Origin of the sequence: Vibrio sp. ECSMB14106 (assembly GCF_000972265.1) — a bacterium.
GTDB lineage: Bacteria > Pseudomonadota > Gammaproteobacteria > Enterobacterales > Vibrionaceae > Vibrio > Vibrio kanaloae.
Map to the genome: position 1 here is coordinate 209278 of NZ_LAUM01000003.1, position 22286 is coordinate 231563.

At 45.2% G+C, this 22286-nt stretch carries 19 protein-coding genes; 10 read left to right on the forward strand and 9 right to left on the reverse strand.

The features are described from left to right. Window positions 1–119: 119 nt before the first annotated feature. Window positions 120–2660: a glycosyl hydrolase family 18 protein gene (locus WR49_RS03025; protein ID WP_046223013.1), complete on the reverse strand. Its 2541-nt coding sequence runs from the start codon at window positions 2658–2660 to the stop codon at window positions 120–122. 367 nt (window positions 2661–3027) lie between these two features. After that, a complete protein-coding gene (locus WR49_RS03030) occupies window positions 3028–3492 on the reverse strand; it encodes a DUF2850 domain-containing protein (protein WP_046223014.1) in 465 nt (154 codons plus the stop codon). A gap of 306 nt (window positions 3493–3798) precedes the next feature. Here WR49_RS03030 and ppnP point away from each other — a divergent pair, with 306 nt between their 5' ends. Further along, window positions 3799–4080 (forward strand): pyrimidine/purine nucleoside phosphorylase, encoded by a 282-nt coding sequence (ppnP, locus tag WR49_RS03035; protein ID WP_017057600.1) that lies wholly within the window; start codon window positions 3799–3801, stop codon window positions 4078–4080. Window positions 4081–4259: 179 nt separating this feature from the next. On the opposite strand, the gene WR49_RS03040 is transcribed toward ppnP, so the two are convergent. Beyond that, complete coding sequence (locus WR49_RS03040) at window positions 4260–5132, reverse strand: pirin family protein (protein WP_046223015.1); 873 nt, start codon at window positions 5130–5132, stop codon at window positions 4260–4262. 158 nt (window positions 5133–5290) lie between these two features. Between WR49_RS03040 and WR49_RS03045 the strand changes: the two genes are divergently transcribed. Continuing rightward, on the forward strand, window positions 5291–5572 hold the full coding sequence (locus WR49_RS03045) for a hypothetical protein (RefSeq protein WP_017057598.1): 282 nt from the start codon (window positions 5291–5293) through the stop codon (window positions 5570–5572). A gap of 36 nt (window positions 5573–5608) precedes the next feature. On the opposite strand, the gene WR49_RS03050 is transcribed toward WR49_RS03045, so the two are convergent. Continuing rightward, window positions 5609–6799: a GGDEF domain-containing protein gene (locus WR49_RS03050; protein ID WP_077681123.1), complete on the reverse strand. Its 1191-nt coding sequence runs from the start codon at window positions 6797–6799 to the stop codon at window positions 5609–5611. 315 nt (window positions 6800–7114) lie between these two features. Between WR49_RS03050 and WR49_RS03055 the strand changes: the two genes are divergently transcribed. Together WR49_RS03055 and WR49_RS03060 are read left to right on the forward strand one after the other, a co-directional pair. Beyond that, window positions 7115–7453 (forward strand): DUF1840 domain-containing protein, encoded by a 339-nt coding sequence (locus tag WR49_RS03055; RefSeq protein WP_046223016.1) that lies wholly within the window; start codon window positions 7115–7117, stop codon window positions 7451–7453. Window positions 7454–7608: 155 nt separating this feature from the next. Continuing rightward, a complete protein-coding gene (locus WR49_RS03060; RefSeq protein WP_046223017.1) occupies window positions 7609–10524 on the forward strand; it encodes an alkaline phosphatase family protein in 2916 nt (971 codons plus the stop codon). Between the two features lie 137 nt (window positions 10525–10661). Here WR49_RS03060 and WR49_RS03065 read toward each other — a convergent pair whose 3' ends face one another. The 5 genes from WR49_RS03065 to WR49_RS03085 all read right to left on the reverse strand — a co-directional run bounded on the left by WR49_RS03065 (window position 10662) and on the right by WR49_RS03085 (window position 14478). Further along, entirely contained in the window at window positions 10662–10919 is a 258-nt protein-coding gene (locus WR49_RS03065; RefSeq protein ID WP_010432560.1) for a YdcH family protein, read from the reverse strand. Between the two features lie 156 nt (window positions 10920–11075). After that, complete coding sequence (trhO, locus tag WR49_RS03070; RefSeq protein WP_046223018.1) at window positions 11076–12065, reverse strand: oxygen-dependent tRNA uridine(34) hydroxylase TrhO; 990 nt, start codon at window positions 12063–12065, stop codon at window positions 11076–11078. 267 nt (window positions 12066–12332) lie between these two features. After that, entirely contained in the window at window positions 12333–12764 is a 432-nt protein-coding gene (locus WR49_RS03075; protein WP_017057593.1) for a GNAT family N-acetyltransferase, read from the reverse strand. A 75-nt stretch (window positions 12765–12839) separates the two neighbouring features. Continuing rightward, window positions 12840–13175 (reverse strand): 5-carboxymethyl-2-hydroxymuconate Delta-isomerase, encoded by a 336-nt coding sequence (locus tag WR49_RS03080; protein ID WP_017057592.1) that lies wholly within the window; start codon window positions 13173–13175, stop codon window positions 12840–12842. Between the two features lie 154 nt (window positions 13176–13329). Next, a complete protein-coding gene (locus tag WR49_RS03085; protein WP_017057591.1) occupies window positions 13330–14478 on the reverse strand; it encodes an aminotransferase-like domain-containing protein in 1149 nt (382 codons plus the stop codon). A gap of 115 nt (window positions 14479–14593) precedes the next feature. Between WR49_RS03085 and WR49_RS03090 the strand changes: the two genes are divergently transcribed. From WR49_RS03090 to WR49_RS03115, 6 genes are all read left to right on the forward strand, one after another. Further along, window positions 14594–15463 carry an AraC family transcriptional regulator gene (locus WR49_RS03090; protein WP_016797794.1) on the forward strand — a complete coding sequence of 290 codons (870 nt, stop codon included), beginning with the start codon at window positions 14594–14596 and terminating at the stop codon, window positions 15461–15463. 187 nt (window positions 15464–15650) lie between these two features. Beyond that, window positions 15651–16988 (forward strand): MATE family efflux transporter, encoded by a 1338-nt coding sequence (locus WR49_RS03095; protein ID WP_046223019.1) that lies wholly within the window; start codon window positions 15651–15653, stop codon window positions 16986–16988. Between the two features lie 232 nt (window positions 16989–17220). After that, window positions 17221–17979 carry an ATP-binding cassette domain-containing protein gene (locus WR49_RS03100; protein ID WP_046223020.1) on the forward strand — a complete coding sequence of 253 codons (759 nt, stop codon included), beginning with the start codon at window positions 17221–17223 and terminating at the stop codon, window positions 17977–17979. Beyond that, a complete protein-coding gene (locus WR49_RS03105; RefSeq protein WP_046223021.1) occupies window positions 17976–18827 on the forward strand; it encodes an ABC transporter ATP-binding protein in 852 nt (283 codons plus the stop codon). The genes WR49_RS03100 and WR49_RS03105 overlap by 4 nt, the downstream gene beginning before the upstream one ends. A gap of 62 nt (window positions 18828–18889) precedes the next feature. Further along, window positions 18890–20401, forward strand: coding sequence for an ABC transporter substrate-binding protein (locus WR49_RS03110; protein ID WP_046223022.1), 1512 nt, complete (start codon window positions 18890–18892; stop codon window positions 20399–20401). A 4-nt stretch (window positions 20402–20405) separates the two neighbouring features. After that, the gene (locus WR49_RS03115; RefSeq protein ID WP_046223023.1) at window positions 20406–22142 is read left to right on the forward strand and encodes an ABC transporter permease subunit; all 1737 of its coding nucleotides are present in this window, start codon (window positions 20406–20408) and stop codon (window positions 22140–22142) included. Window positions 22143–22286: the final 144 nt, after the last annotated feature.

The following is a 22286-nucleotide window of genomic DNA, read 5'->3' on the forward strand; positions in this document are numbered from 1 at the left end:
CGAGCATAAGTCAGCGGAGCGCCAACTAAGAGAACAAATCATAAAAAGGCCAACCAGGCATTCTCTGGTTGGCCTTTACTGTTAGGTGTTTAGCTAATGTTTAACTAAATTCCATTTTTTTAGTTGGCACAGCTAGCTGGGCCGATCTCTTTCCACACGCCCCATTGGCCTGCTGTGGTTGGATCTTCACCTGTAGTCCACCATTTTGCTTCCCAAACCTTACCGCCTTGAGTCACTTGGTCGCCGCCAGTGTAGACCGCACTTGAATCCCAAGCGTTAGTACACGTACCGCCGCCTGTCGTTTTCTTAAGAATTTTTACTGAAGTAGCCGCTACCGATGTCTCTGTGCCATCGCTGACCGTTACAGAGAAGTTCAGCGTCGTATCTTGCGTGTATTCAGCCGCGACAAAGCTTACCAAAGCGCCCTGTACTGTTGCGTTTATACCTGCTGGTACATCCCACGTGAAGGCCAATGTATCTTGGTCTGCATCGCTAGACGCTGACGCATCTACCACTACCACATCACCCGCATTGGCTTTAGCCTGAGCTGTAACCACTGCTACCGGAGCGGTGTTGACTGGGCCTGTGTCTTTAGGGTTTACCGTTACAACAACTGTGTCTGTTGACGTTGCGCCTTCGTTGTCTGTTACGGTTAGGCTGAATGTTAGCGTCTCTTGTTGCGTAACTTCAATAACATCGAAGTTTGCAACTGCTGTATTGCCATTAGCTAGTGTTACTGCGGTTCCGCTCACTTGTGACCAAACGTAGCTCGCAATCGTACCGTCACTATCTTTTGAAGCGCTGCCATCTAGAGAAACAGAAGCTGGGCCTTCAACCGATTGGTCTGCACCAGCGGCTGCCGTTGGTTTGCGGTTTACAGGATCTGTTGTACCGCCGGCAAGACCTTCATGCATTGCGTTTAGGATGTCGCCGTTATCCGCATCAATTTCCCAAGAGAATAGACCCGCAAGGCCAAGGCTACGAACGTACGCGCCTTTTGCTTTGACAGAACGGTCATCATCAAATGTGATCAGTTGCCCTGAAGTACGGTTCCAAACGTAAGGCGCTTCTGCCATTTCGTCGTAGCCGTATTCGAAGCCGTTGATGCCTTGGTTGTTAGCACCAAGCATGTTCGCCTTAATGCCTTTGTAGTCGATTACGCCATCTTCCCACACACCTTGTGCAGAGCTACCCTTCAGCTTGCCGTTACCAACCCCTGTCATCGGGTCGCTAGGATCGGAAAGTGATGATGGTAATACGCCTTCCCAACCACGACCATACATTGCTGTACCCACCACGAGTTTGTTGGCTGGAACACCTTGTTCAAGCAGCAACTGAATGCCGTTGTCAGCGGTATAAGCTGGGCCAGTGTATGGTTCGCCATTTTCATCAAGTCCTGAGCCATCACATTGACCTGGGCGCATGAAGTTACCGCAGTTCAATGCTGTTTGGTGGCCTAACACGTTGTTCCAACCGCCGTAGAAGTCGTAAGTCATTGCGAAGATGTAATCCATATATTGGATAGCATCGCCGTAGTCCACATCTTCAATCTTATCGTGACCGACACCAATCGCAGAAGTTAGCTCGTAAGTACGACCGTTTTCAGCTTCTAGCTCATCTAACATCACGCGTAGCTCTGCCATCAGGGCAATGTAAGCTGGGCCATCGTTTACAGGGTCACCAAGGTCTGGCGCAGCGCCGCCTCCACCAGGGAATTCCCAGTCGATATCCACACCGTCGTAGAATTTCCATGTGTTAAGGAATTTCTTAACAGACGCTACGAAGGTGTCACGGTTTGCCTTAGTTGTGAAATCAAAGAATGGGTCAGACAGTGTCCAACCGCCAATTGATGGAATGATTTTTAAATCTGGATTGCGCTGCTTTAGCGCCATCATCATCGCGTAGTTACCCTTGATAGGGGAGCTGTATTCGTGACCTGCTTGAGGGAAACTTTTTTGGAAAGCTGCCCAAGGGTCATGAATCACCACTTCGTAATCGTTAACACCCTGACAAGCTGCCATGAGTGCGTTGTAGCTGTTTCCGCCTACCGATTTTACTGATTCGTTAGGGCCACAAATTGGGATGAAGCCATAAAGGATATGAGTTAAGTTGTCTGCGGGCAGATTGTCTATCGTGTAGTCACGACCATAAATTCCCCACTCTACAAAGTAAGTACCTACGACTGTGTTGGGATCGGTGTTGTATGACTTGTTGTTCGGGTCTACATTCATCGCTAGTGGTGCTAAGTGTGAACCATCGGTATCGGCGATTGTGATCTGAGCGGGCGCACTCTTGCTACAGCCTGTTTCGTCACACGCTTCTATTTCCATCTCGAATAAGCCCCCCTGACCGTATTCGAATGAAGCTGTGGTTTGGCTGCCAGTGATTGGGCCTGTCGCAACTTTAACGCCATCAAAGTAGATGTTGTAAGTGTTTCCTGATGTCCCGCTCCATTGGTTGAATTTAACGTCGACCTTCGCTTTGTCGTGATATTTAACCATCTGGTTGTAGCCTGATATGGTTTCCATCGCGAGTTCAATTTTAGAAAACTGCAGGTTGTTGGAACCGTACATGTCGATGCTAGGTGCTGTTGGAGCAGCTAATGCTGTACCAGATAGCGCTAGAGCGATGCTCGCAGCACAGGTATTTATACGAATCATACTTTTTCTCTCATTCCTTGAAGGTTACGGAACCAAATGGCCCCATAAACGGCTCCAGTCAGTTTTGATGGAGCTTCCCCGTCAGTATTCGAGAGAGTTTTAATTTCAGAACTGAAAATAAATCTATTTTCGATGGACAACTAAAAAATTGTACCTTGTTACAAATCTGTTGCTTAGTGAATGAGAGGCTGAGTCCATGTTTTATAAAACAAAACAATGTTCATTAAGAAGATCTCATAAGTGAAATTGCACGACATGAAGTTATAAAAATTTGTGACAAACTATAAGAAATACCGTGAATTGAAGCGGTATCACAAAGCTAAGGGTGTTGGTAAAAAGGCTGGCCGGAGGGAGATCTTGCGCAGGGTTATCTTTTGAATTGCTCAGCTAATGAAGCACGTCGTTGTTGCATGATACTATGAGTATCACCGATTGCAGTATCTTCATAGCCTTCTTTAATGAACTGTTGAGAAGGAGTACTAGGAACCAATCGCTTTAAACGAGGCGAATCGTAAGTGCCACTGATTGTGTAAACTGTCTTTCCAGAACCAGTGTTGATGGTGACAATCTGACCATCAAAATCAAATGCAGTACTGATGAGGCGATGGTTCATTATCACGCCCTTATCAGAAAGCGTAAGGATATCGGTATTGTAAGGTGGAGCAGCAATCTCTATCCATGTGCCATAGACATTACTTGGGCTGACAGATTGTTGGTGGGTTTGGTAAGCAAAATAACCAGCGCTGAGGGCAATCATAAAGCCAGCGAATAGGAAGCCGTAGAGTAGCAAGTTGGCAAGTAGATCTCTGCTTTTAGTCGGATTTTTTGCCATTATCTCTTCATTTTTCGACTGATATTGTTTTAGATTCTATTAACTAAAACCTTAGTTTGCAAAAATTGTTCTAAGAGTTAGAAGCAGGATCGAATGTTCCAAAAAATTTGGTTGCGTTGGCGGTTTTTAATCTTTACCTCAGCATTTATGCTACCAATAAAATCGAATTCCATAAATGACTAAGCTATGCGTATTTATTTCTTGTAGGACAGTCTCGAATTGGTTAAAACAATGATCACCTAGAGTTACGCATAGGCTTATTCGTTGAGCCCAATAATTGCAATTTTGAGATAACAAGGAAGTACAATGATTAAAGAAAACACATACTTTGAAGGTGGCGTTAAGTCGTTAGCGTTTAACCAATCTGGTGCTGATGTGAGTGTTGGTGTGATGGCGGCTGGTGAATACACGTTTGGTACTGCGGCTCCAGAAAAAATGACCGTTGTTAAAGGTGCTTTGATTGTAAAGCGTGTTGGCGATGATGACTGGACGACATACCAATCTGGTGAGTCTTTTGACGTTGCGGGTGATTCTTCATTCGACTTACAGGTAAAAGAAGCGACAGCTTACCTGTGTGAGTATTTGTAAGATCCTTCGAGTAGTCTTTGACTAATAAGAAAAACCACGCTCCAAGAGCGTGGTTAAATAAGTGATAGTAACCGGCAGTGGATAGTGTCACTTGTTTTTACAGTCATCAAATGGATGACTAAATCGTTGTTCGTTACAAAATCTTTTCAATACTTTCGCCAAAGCTTAAAGCCAGAGCACTAATAAGTTTGAAATATCCCGTTGTTGTAGTCTTGAATTGTCTGTTCAATCTCTTCCATCGAGTTCATGACAAACGGACCATAGTGCACAACCGGTTCATTAATCGGTTGACCAGAAAAAATCAGCACACCTGAATCTTCTAGGCTTTCTAAAGACAACAATTCAGCTTTTGTTAACAGGGCCAGTTGACCTTGGTTGATGACTTTGTCTCCGATCTGAATCGTGCCTCGGTACACATAAGTCATGGCATTATGATCAACTAGAGTCTCTAGCGTTACTTGTTGTCCTGAGTTCGCTCGCCAATCCGCAACGCTTAATGGCACACCTGTCGTTTGCAATGGACCTTGTGCTTGCAAAGCCTCTGAATCATTTTCATTTCTGTTATGTAATTCAAATCCACCAGCGATCACTCTTAGTAAACCGCTTTGTTCATTTAGATACTCTGCAATACTTTCACTTTGAAAGTCATGATATTGCGCTGGCTGCATTTTGTGTGTTGCAGGTTGGTTTATCCAAATCTGAAAACCATGCAGCGTGCCTTCTTCCATCATTGGCATTTCGCTGTGAATGACGCCACGACCTGCAGCCATCCACTGAGCGCCACCGCTGCGTAGCTCTCCAATATTCCCTATATGGTCTTTATGTTGGAAGTGACCTTGCAGCATGTAAGTGAGCGTTTCTATCCCACGGTGAGGATGTGGAGGAAAGCCGCCAACATAGTCTTTGCTTTCATCCGACTTAAGTTCATCAATCATCAAAAATGGAGAGAAGCGTGCGTTATTAAAACCAGCGAGTCGTTGGATTTTGACACCATCACCATCTGAGGTGGCATGTGCTGCAAGCACATGATCTACTGCTCTTACATTCGTCATTTTGAAACCCTCATAAACTTGAATAGCTGTAGTTTATGTAATTTGATTCAAAAAGTAGACGGCACAGCTTTGAGTGACTTATTCGAAAATATTGAACAGGTAACAATATAAAATTATGTCTATAATTGAATGTAGAGTAGACCGCCAAGGAGGCCGCTATGGCAGTACAGCAAAAACATGGCGAAAAGAATGGTCGGGTGGGCTTTGATAACGACTTTACAACGGATCAAAGTCAGCGTTTTACAGAAGTTGCGAACAGCGCGGTTAAGCGTCGCGTGAAAAAGCGTGAGATTGAAGCTCCGTTTATTCAGTCGGCTAAGCAAACTGTTCTTAAAACGGTAGTAAGACCTAAAGGCAATAACCCAAACCGAGCACGACAAGTGGTATGGATTATCATCATCGGGTTAGTCAGCCTTTGGCTGATGTATATGGCGGGCTAAAAAGGTATTTATATAGCGGCTAACTTACAGGGTTGGCTAGCGTTGGCGAGTTTTTAATTGCGTCACATTGTTCCCTTCAACCTTCGCTTCAAGACAATCTTCAAGTTCAGAGGAAACAGGTTCTGAGCTGGTTAGGTTCGTCGGTAACTCTTCTATTAAGGTCGATGTCGGGTTGTCGTGATAATAAGCGTATCGGTTTTTTCCTGAATGTTTCGCAACATACATGGCTTTATCGGCGCATCTTGTTAACTCATGTAACTCTTTAGCATCCTGCGGGTAAAGTGATACGCCAACGCTGAGTGTCAGCTCTTTGATTCTCTCGTTAGTTTGGCATCCGCTTTCGAATAATCCACAAATCCTATTTAAAATACCGTCTAAATCTTTGCGATTGGGAATATCGTAGAGCATCAGAACAAACTCGTCCCCAGCAAAGCGTGCAATTGAATAATCGTATTCATGACGTTTTCGATCTCTGGTTCGAATATTATTGCTTAAGCGATTGGCAAAATGCTGTAAGACACTGTCGCCAACATCGTGCCCATAACTATCGTTAATATTTTTAAAGTCATCAATATCTAGAAAGACCAATGCAGTAAGTGATCGCTCACTATCAACGGTCGTGAGCTTTTCAGTTGCCCATCTTTCGAAGCTCCAACGGTTCGCTAGCCCTGTGAGTTGGTCCCTGTAGGCTAAGTCTTCAATGCCTTCTTTATACAGGCGCTGAATATAACTCACGGCTTTTGTGTAGTAATAAGCTGACGTATGGCATACCAAGCTCATCATCAATAAGCTGAGAATAAAGCGATGAATACTGTTAAATGGCAAAGAAAAATTGCTAGGTAGCGCCGTAATTAGAATACTGATAAAGACACAAAATGAGGTGCTGAAGATGACTCCAATTCTGAAATCATTGATGAAAATCACTGCGGCCAAAATAGGGTATAGCCAGAGTATTCGGTCTGGGATAGCGTGGCTGTGCAAGAACAGAATAATGCCTTGTACTAATAGTACACAACTTAATATTAATTCAGAATAGTGGGGGGTAATGGCTTTTCTAACATAAATTGCATTTGATATTGCGATAAAAGCAAAGCACAGTTCGAAAGTTAACAAGGTGTAATGCTGTCCTTGGAGATAAGCCCAAGTGTAAAAAATGAATAAAGCTGCGGCAATGAGTGAGAAGGCGTAGACAATTTTTTGCTTTCGAGTGGATCGTATATCCGCCATTTCTTCTATGTGTCTGCCCACTAGCCTGTTCATGTGATTTGTGCCACTAAAATTTGATAATGGCATTAATACTAGATTAAATAACAACCTACGCGGACCCTTTGTCATCTATTTAGTGTGACTACTATCAAGGTTCTATGTTAAAGGTGGCTGAGTGAGATTTATACAGTGATGTGTATCACTGAATGTGACGGGATAGTGGTAAAGTTACATTGGAGCGTCTAATCATGGAATCTATATTTCATCATTATGCGCTTGCTTTCTAAAGATTTACTCAACATAGTTTGTATACAATAAAACTCAAAGAGACTAATTATGTTAATTACCTTTAATTGCAAAGCTCATGCTAGCGTCACTATGTTTGGTGATGTTGCACTTCATTTTATTAAGATGCTTGGACATAGCGGAACGGTTCCTGGTGCTATTGATGCCGCAGAAGTACCTCAAGCGTTGAACAACTTACGTAGGGAGATTGAAGCTGAGCAAAACCAACCTGTAGAACAAGACGATACCGATCTCGAGAACGAAGACAATAGTGCCGAAGTTCCTGTCAACATAAGTAGTAGAGCTTTCCCACTGATTGAACTATTAACAGCAGCGATCAAAGAAGAGTGTGAAGTGATATGGGAAGACGGTAGTGGCAAGCAACTTTAAGGTTGCTGACGTAAGTAAAGGTTCATTTACCACTCTTAAAGCTTTCACTCCGAATACATAAGTGAACGATGCACAAGTAAACGTAGTTGACTAATGAAAGTGAGCTGAAACAATAGGTTGTATTTATGAAAGTAATTTGACCTAAAGGATATCGGATGCGTTTCTATTCCCAAGCCCGTCGCTACGCCAGTTTGTTTAGTAGCCTTTCGTTGACCCTAGTGTCGGCGCCTAGTTTTGCCGATATGTCGACAACGCCTGTTATTGGTGGGGTGTTCAGTTCCAGTGATGTACTGAAGAATCAAGTGCTTTCAAGCCTAGATTACTCCGCCAAACTTACTCGCGATGCCGCACTTTTCACCATCGGCGGCGTAACATTAGATGCGTACATTCTTGCGCTGCCTTTAGATGCTAAAACGAAAGCGCGAGTGATCGCTCAGTTGTCCAACCCGACTTACTCAATTCCTTTAGGTTATTTTCTCTATAGTTACTACGACCGCTATTCCGGTTTGGGTAGTGAAGATGTATTCAAAGGGTATCTGTCGACAGTCTATGATAACGAGGATTTAAAAGGCTTTGAACATAGCCTCTATTATGTCGGTGATGAGCCAGTCTCAGAGCATAAAGAGCCAGATACCTCGACTGAAGCAACAGGTCACCATGAAGGTATTCGTATTGATGAACAGTTCATTGCCAATATGGTTGTTATCTACGATGCGCTATTTGAAATCGGTGCTTGGCAGGATATGGACACGCTCCCCGCGAATTACACATACTTAACCAATAGCCCTGAAGATCTAGCGATCATCGCGCAGATTCAACCGATCATCGTTGATTTGATCGGTAAAGCGGCATTGGGCATGGATGACGGTGACATGAAATCTGCAATGCTGGCAATTGCAGAAGATGGTAAACCAGAAAACGCCGATAAGCCGAATAATAAAGCACAAGCTCTTACCATCACGCTTATTGATTTTGTGCGCTTAAACTTGCTGAAAGCCTACCGACAATTTGTGTTTAAAGAAGAACGTGCAGAAGCGCTCGATGATTGGATGCAGCAAGCATTTAGCGACCAGCCTGATGCACTCATTCAGTTCTTAGAATCCCAACAGAACAAACGCTTTGCGGTTCAAGTGACGGTCGATGGTTTACAGCAAGGGTTGATCGAAGGCTTGGTCGATGAGAATGCGCCTTTCATCTCGGTGGCGTACCAGAATCATAAAAACCGAGCGCAATACAAACCTAATCTAGAAACAGTGATCGAGCCTGAACATCAACAGCAGGTTCGGTTCATGGAGGTTCTGTCTGAACAAACCTATCGTGACCCGAATTATCTTCCGTTCTTCAAAAAACTCTATCAAGAGAATCGAAATAATATAAGCCGAGTGGGTATCTCTTCTACTCCAACAATCAGTGTACGCAACCTACCGATCATTAAAACGGGCGCAAAAGTGTCTGGTAATGGTGGTACGGGTATCCCTAATTTTCATTTTGTCGACCGAGAGATCGACCGAGCGTATTACTTCTTTGGTAATGATGCTCTGCAGTTGGATGTGTTGATGGCAAACAACAAGGTACAAACCATGTTTGATCGCCTTGATTATCTCAAAACGCTGAACTGCAACGCACAGTACGACTGGAATGCGCACACGACTTATGATGGGTTAGTGAACTTAGGTTTAGGAGAGTCGTTACGTGATTACGGTGAGAAACGCTGCGTCAAAGAGCTTGAGGAGCGTTCTGAAGTTGAAGCCGTTCTACGAGAAAAGCGTGAAGCCTTGATTGAAGATATTGAAGCGTACCTGTCTATATCGGGCTTTGATTTTTTCACTAAGCTTTCAAAGAAGGCTCAGGTTAAACAATCGATTACTCAGTTTGCCGATTTGGATGGAAAAGGGATGCCAGACTATACCTTGGTCTACAATCCATGGCCGGATCACTTTGCGCACTTCACGGGGCCTTTTAGTGACGAAATTTTGATGCCGACTGGAGAGCTTAACCGGTTGGACTATTGGATTCGTCAGATTGAAGCGACCTACCGCAGTGCCGGCGTTTACGATAAAACCCTTTGGGGTATGGCTGGCGATCATGGTTTAACGCCGGTGTTCTACGCTCTAAATCCAGAAAAGCAGGTATTTGATGGATTACAAGCAGAGCTGGAGTATCCAATTGTGGTTAAGAAAATATCTTCAGACGAAGGTGAGGGGCCTAAAATCACCAATGCTTTAAGCTATCCAAGCTCAAAGGTATTGGATGTGGTGGTTGCCTCTACCGCTGGTGGTAACTTTATGATGGATTTCTTTAATTCTGCTCAAGGCTGGCAGGTTCAGCCGGTTTACCAAGAACTCACGCAGTGGTCTCCCATTGCTGCGCCAGCTGGTCAGAATATCGACATCATTAATCAGATAGCACAACGCTTACCGGAAAGTCTGGATTACATGGTTGTAAGAGAGAGTGCTTGTGACCAGCAAAGTTGCGCAGTTCGTGTGATTGGCAACCGTGATTTAAAACGGGTCGATGAATTGATCACTCGCGAGGGTGACAAGCTTTTCTACGAATCTTTGGATGCCAATCAATCTCCAGCTTTACTCAACACCCAAACACTCAATCCGTATCTGGCATCACCAAGCGAAGCTGATTTTGCACAGTATTCTCAATTGGTAGAAAAGTGTATTAATCGAGCGGTTAAGGCGGATGCGACAACGTGGTGCAGCAGTGCGCAATGGACAGAGTTAACTCAACTGACCCCTCGACCTGACTCTGTCAATCAACTGGCCAATATCTACCTTGAAGATAGGGCAGGCACGATTAATTTGTTCCCGAAAGCTGGAATTGGTTACAACACTAAAGTTCCGGGGCGTCATGCTGGAGAGGATTACTTAGAGAAAGATGCCTTTATAGGATTCTGGGGAGCGCCAATTGGCGATAATTCTCAGCAATTGAAAATCGAAGCTAACGGATCTTTAGCGCCAACGCTGTTTGAGTATTTGACCGGAGAACCTGTGGTCGAAGGCGAGAACGGTTGGGGTTTTCCGTCGTTGATCGATAAGTTGGATATTTCTGCAGACCGTTAGTGATTGAGCTCTCTACTTAGTCACCGTTTACTTGGTTAGCTAGGTAGAGAGCCAACCCCACAAAATTATCATCGCTATTATCGACAACTTGGCGAGTGGTTCTTCCATGTCTTAAAATAGATTAGCGGCGTATTAGGTTAAACGATTTTAAGCGCGTGATGTCGAGTAAGTTGTTTGTGTAGCGAGTCTTTCAGCGCCATGCGTTCTACTTTTAGGTTGTGCATGCTGTCGTCATCAATGGGGCTGCCAGAGATTTCTAGTTGGCGAATGTCGTAGTCGAGTTGGTGGTATTTCTGCATGTCTGCTTTGAATTTTTCGTCGTCGTGGTTGAGCTGAACAATGTCTAATTTAAGATCAGGGAAATCTAAGATAAAGGCATGGTTTTCATTGAGCATTGGCACTTCCTCTCTTGTCTACTTAACTTCAGTATAGAGTCTATTTTTGAAGATAAATGTGTTCCTAAACACAAAGCGAGAGTAGGATCAAAAAAGGGCATTAACGTTCCATTTTGGATGCGTTACTGCCCTTTATTATTTTAGTAGTATTAAAAACTACTGAGTTTTCTTACCAGAACGTTGTTGCTCTTTGTGTGCGAGTTTTGCTTTCTTGCGTTGCTCGATAAGGTGAGCAGCTTCGCCACCGACGTGGGTTTCGCCACGAGCATTCGACAGTTGAACTTGCTTCTCACGTTCACGGAAACGCGCTTTCTGCTCGTCGTTGTGCTTATCAATACACTTAGGGCAGCTTACGCCTTTCTCAAAGTGCTCAGACGCTTTATCTTCGTCAGTGATTGGTAGACGACAAGCGTTACATACATCGTAACCGCTCTTCTCAAGCTGATGGTTAACGGCAACACGGCCATCAAATACGTAGCAGTCGCCTTCCCACATGCTCTCTTCTTCTGGCACTTCTTCTAGGTACTTAAGAATGCCGCCTTCAAGGTGGTAAACCTCATCAAAGCCTTGCTCTTTCATGTAGGCTGTTGATTTTTCACAACGAATACCGCCTGTACAGAACATTGCAACTTTTTTGTGCTTCTTAGGGTCGAGGTTTTCTTCAACGTACTGAGGGAACTCACGGAAGGTTTCCGTGTTTGGGTTTACGGCGTTTTTGAATGTGCCGATGTCGACTTCGTAATCGTTACGAGTATCCACCAAGATCACATCTGGATCTGAGATGAGGTCGTTCCATTCGTTTGGCTTAACATAAGTGCCGACAACATGGCGAGGGTCGATGCCTTCAACGCCCATGGTTACGATTTCTTTCTTAAGTTTAACCTTGGTGCGGTTGAATGGTTGTTCTTCGTTGAACGACTCTTTGTAAACAACATCAGCCAAACGAGCATCTTGTTTGAACCATTGAAGAAGAGCGTCGATAGATTCGCGTTTACCTGCAACAGTACCGTTGATGCCTTCACTCGCAAGTAGCAAAGTACCGCGGATTTGGTTGGCTTCTAGCACTTCAGTGAGTGGCTGGCGAATTTCTTGGTAATCATCAAGTGCAACGAATTTATACAGAGCACATACAACATATTGAGACATGGTTTTTCCTTTCTGCGAGCTGGAACGTAAATCCAGAGCGGTTGCCTGTTGCGATCAAAATTGAGTATTTCAACTCGGTTCTGTCTTGTTGGCTTATTAAAAATCAGGCGCAGTATAACCAAGGCGGTACGGGACAAAAACCAACAAAACGTAGGGTTATATAACAGTACTTATAGTATGGCTATATGTGTGGTAAAAAGGCCGTTATTTGATAAGGAATGTTAGCTCAAATAAGCAGTGGTACTTTGTTGTCTATTGAATATTCGGCTAAGAACTTATGTTGTGTCTCATCTCAATCAGTTGGTGTTCTCCTACCATTTCCACTTCACGAATGAACTCAAAGCCGAATTTTTGATAGTAATCCTTTAGGTATTGATGGGCGTGGATTTCAATTACCTTGGCACCATGTTCAGAGGCGTGTTTTAGAATTGCGCTAACAATTTTAGATGCGATACCAGATCCTCGATAAGGTTGCAGAACAGCAACTCGCGCCATGGTTGAGTGTCCTGATTCATCAATGTGCAAGCGTGCCGTCGCGACTAAATTATCGTCATCGGTGATGAGTGCATGATGTGAGACAGGATCGAGCCCATCAAGATCCAACACATGGGGGATACCTTGTTCAACAACGAATACTTGATGACGAATGGCTTGTGCTTTCGTTATCAATTCTGGGTTGTTACCAATCACCAATTCCATTTCATTGCTCCATACTGTCTAACGAATTTTTTGAAAATCCTCTATTTGTGAGGGGATGACGCTTGTGATTTGCCTTTAAACTAAGGCTTTTGAATAGCTGCTTGTCTCAATATCAATGATCTCTACGGTCAGCGAAGCATTGGATAGTGTGAGAGTAAGTAATTGATCCAAAATGGACTTAGAGAGCATCGCTTTAACGCTTTCGTTACGCCCTGACAAAATGCGCACAGAGACATGCACGAAGTCTTCTTTTACTTCACCGGTTTGGTAATGCTGATAGGCAAGGCTGCGTACTTTGATGTCTTCTCCTGTTGGTGAGAACAACTGAGATTCCATTGCGCCGAAAAACACTTGTTGGTTGAGTTGCTGACCATCAATAGTGGGTGAGTGTTCGATAATACAATGCGGCAAACTGATGTCCTTTCTGTGCTTTATGGAGACCTAAAATTAAGGCCAATGTGACTCTCTTGTTGAGAATGGCATTGGCCTTTAATGCTGACGCGTGACGGTTTTCTCGGTAATAAGCCGATCAGGCAATCACCAAAGCGCTCCGTGCTGTCAGCGATTACGCTTGGTTAAGTACTTCAGCTAAGCGTTTTACCGCTTCTGTTAATTCTTCTGGGTTGGCGTTGGTGAAGTTTAAGCGCAGTGCGGCTTTCGCTTCATCGGCCTTTGGATAGAATACGGGGCTTGGTACAACCGCTACGCCATTTGATAGCAGGGTTTTAGCCAGTTCGAAGGTGTCGCACTCTGGGATTTCAACCCAAATGAACATCCCGCCATCTACGGCTTTTAGTACACAATCTGTAGGCAGTTGTTTCTCTAGATCTGAGAACAGCACTTCATAACGAGACTTGTACAGGGTGCGAATGTTTTCCATATGCACGCCAAAGTCTTCATGTTTTAGAAGACCAACAAGCAGTGCTTGCATTGGTACACTTGAGTGTAAATCCGCGCCTTGTTTCACTTTGATCAGTGGCTCAAGGTAGCTGCGTTTGCCTGTTACTGCGCCAATACGTAGACCTGGCGATGCAATCTTAGAGAATGAACGAAGAACGATAGAGTTGTCAGGGCAGAACGAAGAAACCAATGGCAGTTCAGTACCTGTGAAACGTAGCTCACGGTATGGCGCATCTTCAATGAATGCCACGTTGTATTTGATACACAGCTCAGCCACTTTTTGACGAGTTTCTGTTGCCCAGCACACACCTGTTGGGTTGTGGAAATCAGGCACGGCATAGAACATCTTCGGTGATTGCTGTGCAAAGCACGTTTCCAGTTCATCTAGATTCGGGCCACATTCTGTTTGAGACACGGTCGCAATGTTTGCTTGAACTAGGCCAAACACCTGCATCGCACCTAAGTAGCTCGGCGCTTCCATCACAACCACATCACCCGGGTCTACATACGCACGTGCAATCAAATCCAAACCTTGCTGAGAACCGGTACAGATCATTGCTGTGTGAGTTTCTGGCAATTGGTAGCTTTGCGTAAGGTGATCAAGCAACGGGCCGTAACCGGCAGTAGAACCGTATTGGAAAACTTCAGGCATGTTCGCTAGGTTTTCTAGCGTTGGCTTCATTAAATCGATAGGGAATGTCTTCTCGTCCGGTAAACCCCCGGCCAATGAGATGACATTTGGATCACTTGCGGCTGCGAGGATCTCTCGAATGTATGAAGATTGAATTTGTTGTAATGACTGTGCGATTTCCATGTGTTGTGTCTCGTCGTTTTTCGTTTTTATTCTATCGCTTGATATTACACGGCAATTGTAAAAACAAGTGTGTCCGTTTATGCTCATAAACATGTCCATTTATGCTATTTAAACGATGTCGCGACAACACATATCTAGAATCAATGATGTTCTGTTCTATATTCACCAAGACATCAGTCAGCCTTTGTCGGCCAAAGCGCTCTCTGAGATTGCCGCTTATTCAGAACAACACTTTCATCGTACCTTCAAAAGTGTGGTAGGGGAGTCGTTGCACCAATACATTCGACGCACTCGAATGGAATATGCGGCCAACCAATTGATGTTCGATACCACGTCGTCTGTGGTAGAAATTGCCAGTAAGTGTGGCTTTAGTTCGGTGTCTTCATTTAGCCGAGCATTCAAAGCGACCTTTAACATGTCACCGGGTGAGTGGCGTAAACACGACTTACAGATAGCAGAAAAACCCTATTTGAAAGATCCCGAAGTGGCAGCGGGTTATTTGAACGTGGCGCAGCGAGCGCTACCTGAACCTAAGATAGTTGAAACACCGGAGCGCATGGCGGCTTATGTTCGACATACGGGTTATAACCGCTCCATTCGCAACGCATGGTTGATATTGAAAGCGTGGGCTAGCTCTGAACAACGCGACTTTTCGAGCCAGTTTGGTTTGCATCACTCAAACCCTGCTTGGGTTGAGATGGATCAGTGTCGCTATGTGGCGTGTATCGCGATTAATGAACCGATTAAGTACCGCAGCGTGGTTAATCAGATGGTGATTCCGGGCGGTTTACATGCCGTGTTTCGACTTAATGGTCGCTATGGTGAGTTGCTACCACAGATCAGTATGGTATTAGAAAAGTGGCTACCTACGTCTGGCTTCAAGCAACGTTCTACTCCGGCTTATGTGCATTATCATCAGAATCACTTTCTTAACAGTGATGAAGTGTTTGAACTCGATTTTTACCTTCCCGTGGGTTTTTACTAACCGATTAAAAGCCACTCATTTTTCTTGTTAGCGCAAACTCAATTAATCGATGATTGTGGTGTTTTCTTGAATCAAGAGAGAAGGGCTTTGTTGATAATTTACTCCAGTAGATGATGACAACGTACGTATTAAACGATAGCATTTCGCCCTAATTGCAAATAGTTCTTAATATCACCCGCTAGAATATATGACCATTACCCACAAAGATTATCTGAAAATCGCCTCCCCTTTCATCATCTCAACGGTGACTCAGCCTCTGCTTGGCGCCGTAGATACCGCTGTGATCGGACAGCTTGGCATCGCTGAACTGATTGGTGGTGTGGCGATTGGCACCATCATCATGAACACCATGTACTGGTTGTTTGGCTTTTTCCGTGTCAGTACCACGGGGCAAAGTGCGATGGCATTGGGTAGAGGAAATCGTTCTGAATTAGCGGGCAGCTTGATGCGTCCATTTGTGTTGTCTGGCTTGGTAGGTTTGATATTTATCTTGATACAACCACTCATCTGGCAAGGTGCAATGTGGGTGATCGAGCCTGAAGCCAATGTGGCCGAGCACGCGCATATCTACTTCAGTATTTTGATTTATGGTGCGCCTTTCGTGTTGCTTAACTACACCATTATTGGTTGGTTAATGGGGCAGGCGAAAGCCAAAGAAGTCCTTTACACACAAGTGTTTGGTAACGTGTTGAACATTGTTTTAGATGCGGTATTCGTGCTTTATTTCGACTTGGGTGTCGCCGGTGTGGCATACGCAAGTTTGATTGCACAAATCACCACCTTTGCGATTGGTATGACGCTGGTAATGAAGACCAGCAATATCTCGGTCTCTGAGTTCCTGCAAGGCTCGAAGATGACCAAGAAAGACCTTTCGACAATCATCTCATCAAATACTGACCTACTGTTACGCACGATTTGTATCTTAGTATTCTTTAACATGATGGCGCGCACAGGCTCAAAGCTAGGTACCGATGTTCTGGCTGCTAACGCAATCTTGATGCAAGTAACCTTTATTGTGAGTTACATGTTTGATGGTATTGCCAATGCATCGAGTGTGTTCGCGGGCAAAGCTGTCGGCCAGAAAAAACCTTCAATGCTTGATCGTGTGTTAAGGCTCAACTTCCAGTGGACGGCCGGTTTCATTGCTGCGCTGACGCTTTTAACCTTGATATTTAAAGGCAGCATTGTTTTCTTGTTTACCGATATTCCAGCGCTAGTCATGCTGTACCAAGAGATGACTCCGTGGTTAATCGCGTTCCCGCTAGTGGCTGGCTTTGGCTTGACGGTGTACGGCATCTTTACCGGAACGGGGACCACGCGTCCGGTTCGAGATTCTAGTATCGCTACTTTATTGGTGTTCTTGGCTGTTCAAGCGTTTGCGGTCGGAGCGTGGGGCAATCATGGGTTGTGGCTAGCGTTTACTCTGTTCTATCTTGGGCGTATCGCATTCCTGTATCCGTTCATCGCACAAGTTAAGCAGAAGTGTTACCCAGTCGAAGATACCGCTCATGGTGCCATTAACTAAGTAACCTAATCACCACCTGTAATATTTTATGAAAGCGCTTTATTATTTTTACACGATAAATTTAGTGAGCGCTTTTTTGTATCGGTAAAAATCACCTCGAAGGGTCAACACGCCCTAATGAAAATTGGTCAATAAAACAGCAAAAAATGCGATCTAGTTCAATGTTCGCTTTTCATCATGTCGGCTAAATGATAGAGTTGTTATGTTATAACATCTATTTTTGAGTATCTGCGTGAAAGCACCACTTTTGTCTGTTGACCGATTAACGATCAAAACCTCTTCGAAAACACTTTTTCAAGATATTCATTTCGATGTGTATCGAGGAGAATTGTTGGCGATCATGGGCCCTTCAGGGATTGGTAAGTCGATGCTTTCACGCGCGATCGCGGGTTTTATGCCAGAGACGGTTGAGGCTGAAGGTCATATTTCTCTATCTGGTGAAGCTGTGTGTGGTTTGCCGATGTTGCAAAGAACTGCAGCACAGCGCCCCGCAGTTATCTTCCAAGATGCGCTTCAAGCGTTAAACCCTCTGGTTTCGATTGAAGGCCAACTCTGCCTTGCCTTGACGGGTACTCGCACCAAGCTTAAATCAAAAGACAAAACTAAGCTCACCGAACTGTTGGTACAGTTAGGGTTCCCAAATCCAGAAACCATCTTGCCGTTGTATCCGAGCCAAATCTCTGGAGGACAACGTCAACGAGTGTGTATTGCGATTGGCTTGTTGAGTAATGCCGATATCATCATTGCAGATGAACCGACTAGCGCGTTAGATCCGGTGACAGAGCAAGAGATACTCAAGCTGATTCGCGACAATGTTAAGCAGCGACAAATCGGTGGCTTGTTGATTACCCATGACCTGCACAGCGCCTTAGCGTGTGACAAGTTATTGGTGATCGATGATGGCGGTGTGGTGGCTTATGGTGCACCGAAACACGCGCTTCAATCAAGCTCTCACGCTTTCTGTTGTTCATTGAGAGACTTAATCGAATGAGCTCGACCTTATCACTAAACTCAGATGTCTCATCGTCAATGCCAGTGATTGATTCAGACACACAAACACCGATAGAAATTAAGTTCGACAATGTCGGAGTTCATTATTACTCAGTGCCAAGTTGGTTGGGTGGTAAGGCGTTCAAAGCGCTACAGAACATCGACCTCAATGTTGAAGACAAAAGCTTGGCTATTGTTGGACGTTCTGGTGCCGGTAAATCTACGCTGATTGAACTGCTGTTTGGCCTTAAATCGCCAACCGTTGGTCAAATAAACTTGTTCGGTTATTCGCTCCCAATTCGCGATAGCAAAGCGCAAGCTACGGTGTGTCGCTTGATCCAATTGGTGCCACAAGAACCCCACACTAGCCTCAATCCTTACTACACCGTTCGACAGATCTTAGCTGAGCCGCTAAGTAACCTAGATGTTTCTGGCAATCATGAAAGCATCATTGAAGAGACGCTGTTGGACGTTGGCTTACCTGCCAGTTTGCTCTTACTAAAACCTAATCAGCTTTCTACAGGTCAAGCTCAACGTGTGGCTATTGCTCGGGCTCTTGTCGTTAGACCCGCAGTGCTGGTGGCCGATGAACCTACTGCCAGCCTTGACCCGGTGAATCGCCAAAGGTTGTTGGACTTGATTAATTCATTGAAAAAGAAGCGTGATATGCGCCTTATTTTGGTTACGCATGATCTCGGTGCGGCAAAAGCCCTTTGTGAAGAAATACTGGTACTCGACCATGGTGAAATGGTTGAGCACGGACCGACCGAACAAGTGATGAGTAAACCTGCTTATCCTGCGACTCAGTTGTTGATCGAGTCTCAGCCTCTTTCGAAATCTACTTGTTAACACAACCCTATTTATTAACGAAATACATCTTATTAAAAAATACAGCTACAGAGAAAATAACTATGCGTTTTAATTCAATCAAACTGGCTTGCGCGCTTGCGTTGGCTCTGCCTTTGACGGGCTGTTTTGACTCTCAACCAGAGTCGAGCGAGGCTCTGGTCAAATCTGAAATTCGTGTTGCGATGATGCAGCCACCAAGAACGGGTCTATCACCACTTTCTGATGACGCGTTCAAACTATCACGTTGGAGCACGGCTGAAACGTTAGTGAACTTGAGCCCAACCTCAGAAGCACAACCTATGCTAGCGACTGATTGGAAACATCTTGATCCACTGACTTGGCAGTTCACGATTCGCCAAGGTGTTAAATTCCACGATGGCTCTACATTAACGGCAGAGTCTGTTGTGAACTCTCTGCAGAAAGCGCTAGAAGCGGCACCTAAGCCACGTATCCTAGATGGTGTAGAGCTAGAAGTGAAAGCGATGGACAACTACCGCGTAGAGATCAAGACCAGCTTTGATGACCCTCTTTTACCAAGCCGTTTATCAAGCCCTCAATTAGCGATCCTAGCAGCCAGTGCTTACCAAGAAGATGGCCGCGTTAGCCCAATGGGTGCAGGTACGGGCCCGTTTGAGTTGACTGAAATTAACGGTACAACCAGCGCGAAGCTAAAACGTTTCGATGGCTACTGGGGTGAAAAAGCGCAAGTTGAATCTGTGATTGCAGAATACGTTCCTAACGGTTTTGCTCGTGCTGCAGCTCTAAGAACAGGCACGGCAGACATCGTTGAAGCAGTGCCCGTTTCACAAATCGCGACCATTGATCCGAACCTACTTTATGAAGTGGCAATGCCTCGTACCAATACGCTTTACCTAAACAACAAGTCAGGCGTATTCAGCGATATTAACTTGCGTAAGGTAGCGGCTGCTGCGGTAGACCGTGAGCAAATCGTGAATACCGTTTATGAAAACCACGCGGATATCGCACAAGGTCTATTAGGTCCTGCACTTGCTTGGGCTGAACCAATTCGACCTAAAGGTCAGGCAGTCGACAAGGCTCTAAAAGCGAACGGCGAAAGCATTGTTATCGGTACCTTTACCGATCGTGCAGAGCTTCCAGAAGTGGCAGCGCTACTGAAACAACAACTTGAAGCGGCTGGTTTCAAAGTTGAGCTGGATATCCGTGAATACGCTCAGATCGAGAATGATGCGCTCTCAGGCAAGTTCGATGCGTTTATTCTTTCTCGTGCAACGGTTCTAGATTCGGGTGACCCAGTGGCTTACATGATGAGTGACTTTGGCTGTAAGGGGTCATTCAATCTTGGTCAATTCTGTTCTCAAGAAGTAGACCAAGCACTGACTCACGCTGATCTGCAACCACTAGGCGCACTGCGTCAGCAAGCGATCATCGAAGCTGAGCAAAAAATCCTTAACGACTTCGCTGCTATTCCACTGCTTCACGAACGTGTGATTCAAGGTGAAAGCGAGCGCGTGAGCAATGTGGTTCGTGATCCAAGTGAGCGTCGCTTGGTTGATCAAACGACACAAGTTAACCCGGCAACACAGGCTAACTAAATAAATGTTATCTGCTGAGACTCTGCGTCGAACTCTATTTATCTTGACGCCTTGGCTATCAAGAATCGCCTCACTGATTGTGGTGGTGATTCTTGTTGGCTTGATGCCTGACATTGCAGGCATCGACCCAAGCCAATCTATTCTGAGGGCTAGAGCGGGGCAACAACACCTGCTTACGCCTGAAGCTTTAGCGGCGGTACGTGCTGATCTTCAGCTTGACCGTTCAGCCATTGAGCGCCTAATCGACTGGGTCGGAAGTGCTTTTTCGGGTGACCTAGGTAAATCCTGGATTGATGGATCTTCGGTTGCGTTAGGTATTCAAAAAACAGCGTCGACATCTCTGTTTTTGATGTCTAGCGCATTGGTGATGACTTTCGCACTGTGCGGTGCAGGCTTACTTGCTACCTTGCGCAGTTGGAAGAAGGGCAAGCTAGGGCAGAGTTACAGCAGTTTAAGCACCGTATTAATATCCTTGCCAGAGTACGTGGTGGCCTCGGTATTAATACTGGTGTTCTCAATCTGGTTGGGTTGGTTGCCACCGTATGGTTGGCAAAGTTGGCAAGATATCTGGCTACCGAGCTTAGCGCTTGCACTGCCCGCTAGTGGCCTATTTAGTCGCCTACTCAGAGACAGTTTACAACGCGTTTTAAATGAACCTTGGGTGATCACTTGGCTCAGTGCCAACGTTCACTCCAACCAAATTATTCGCTTTGCGATGAAAAGAGCGCTAAGCAGCCTGATCCCACAAATTGCAATGATCGTGATTGGCTTGACTGGTGGCGCGGTCGCGGTTGAGCTTATCTTCTCGATTCCGGGTATCGGACGCATGGTTCTTGGTGCTGCTAAGGCGCAAGATCTACCTATGCTGCAAGGCGGCCTGTTGGTATTGCTGCTGTTTTCGATTGCCGTGAGCAGCATGAGCTTGTTTGTTCAACAATTGATTCTTGGTCATAGCCTGAAAAGCGGGAAGCTCATCAGTAGCCACTCTTCGTTTCGTTTTACCCAGAGCCGAGCTAAACGTGTCACTGCTTTTACGATTTTCTCATTCCTAATTGCTATCGTAGTTTGGGCTGCATTTCGTGACCCATACACCAGTCAGTTTGCTCGCTTAGCGGACCCTAGTTGGCAAGCGCCATTGGGTGCGGACGGCATTGGCCGAGATCTGTTAGCGAGAATCGGTTCAGGTATGGTCGCGACCTTCCAAGCCGGTATCTTGGCGACGTTTTTGAGTTTGGTGACGGGCATAATCATGGGTTTTAATACCCGCTTTAGCCAAGGCCTTATCGAGATCACTAAGGGCATTCCTTACATTATTGCAGGCCTGTTGGTTGCGGGCTTAACGGGGATGAATCCGAACAGTGCATTAATCGCGATTGTATTGGTATCTTGGGCGCCATTAGCGGCGCACTGCTCAAGCTTAATCGTGGAAGCAAAGGCTCAACCTTATACGCATCTCGCGCCATTGTGGGGTACCAGCAAGCTTCGAATCTTCCGTTTCTACTTGCTTCCTTATGTATTGCCACCTTTGCTAAGACACGCGATGTTGAGGCTGCCAGTAATCACATTGAGCCTGACCTCGCTAAGCTTCATCGGTTTAGGTGCGAAACCGCCTGCACCGGAATGGGGTTTGATGATTGCAGAAAACTTGCCCTACATTGAACGCGCGCCATTGGCAGTCATGGGGCCAATTGTTGGGTTGATTCTGTTAGGCGGGGCTATCAACATGATGTTTGATGATTAACGAAAAAGTGCAGGTTGCTTAAGTCCTTGATTGGGTGTTCGATAGAGTGTTCGATTTGGCATTTATGTTGTAACCTTGAGCCTGTTTTTTTGAATTGGCTTTCGGATCGGTTGTCGATCGGTTTTTAGCTTAGTTAAGTGTTCA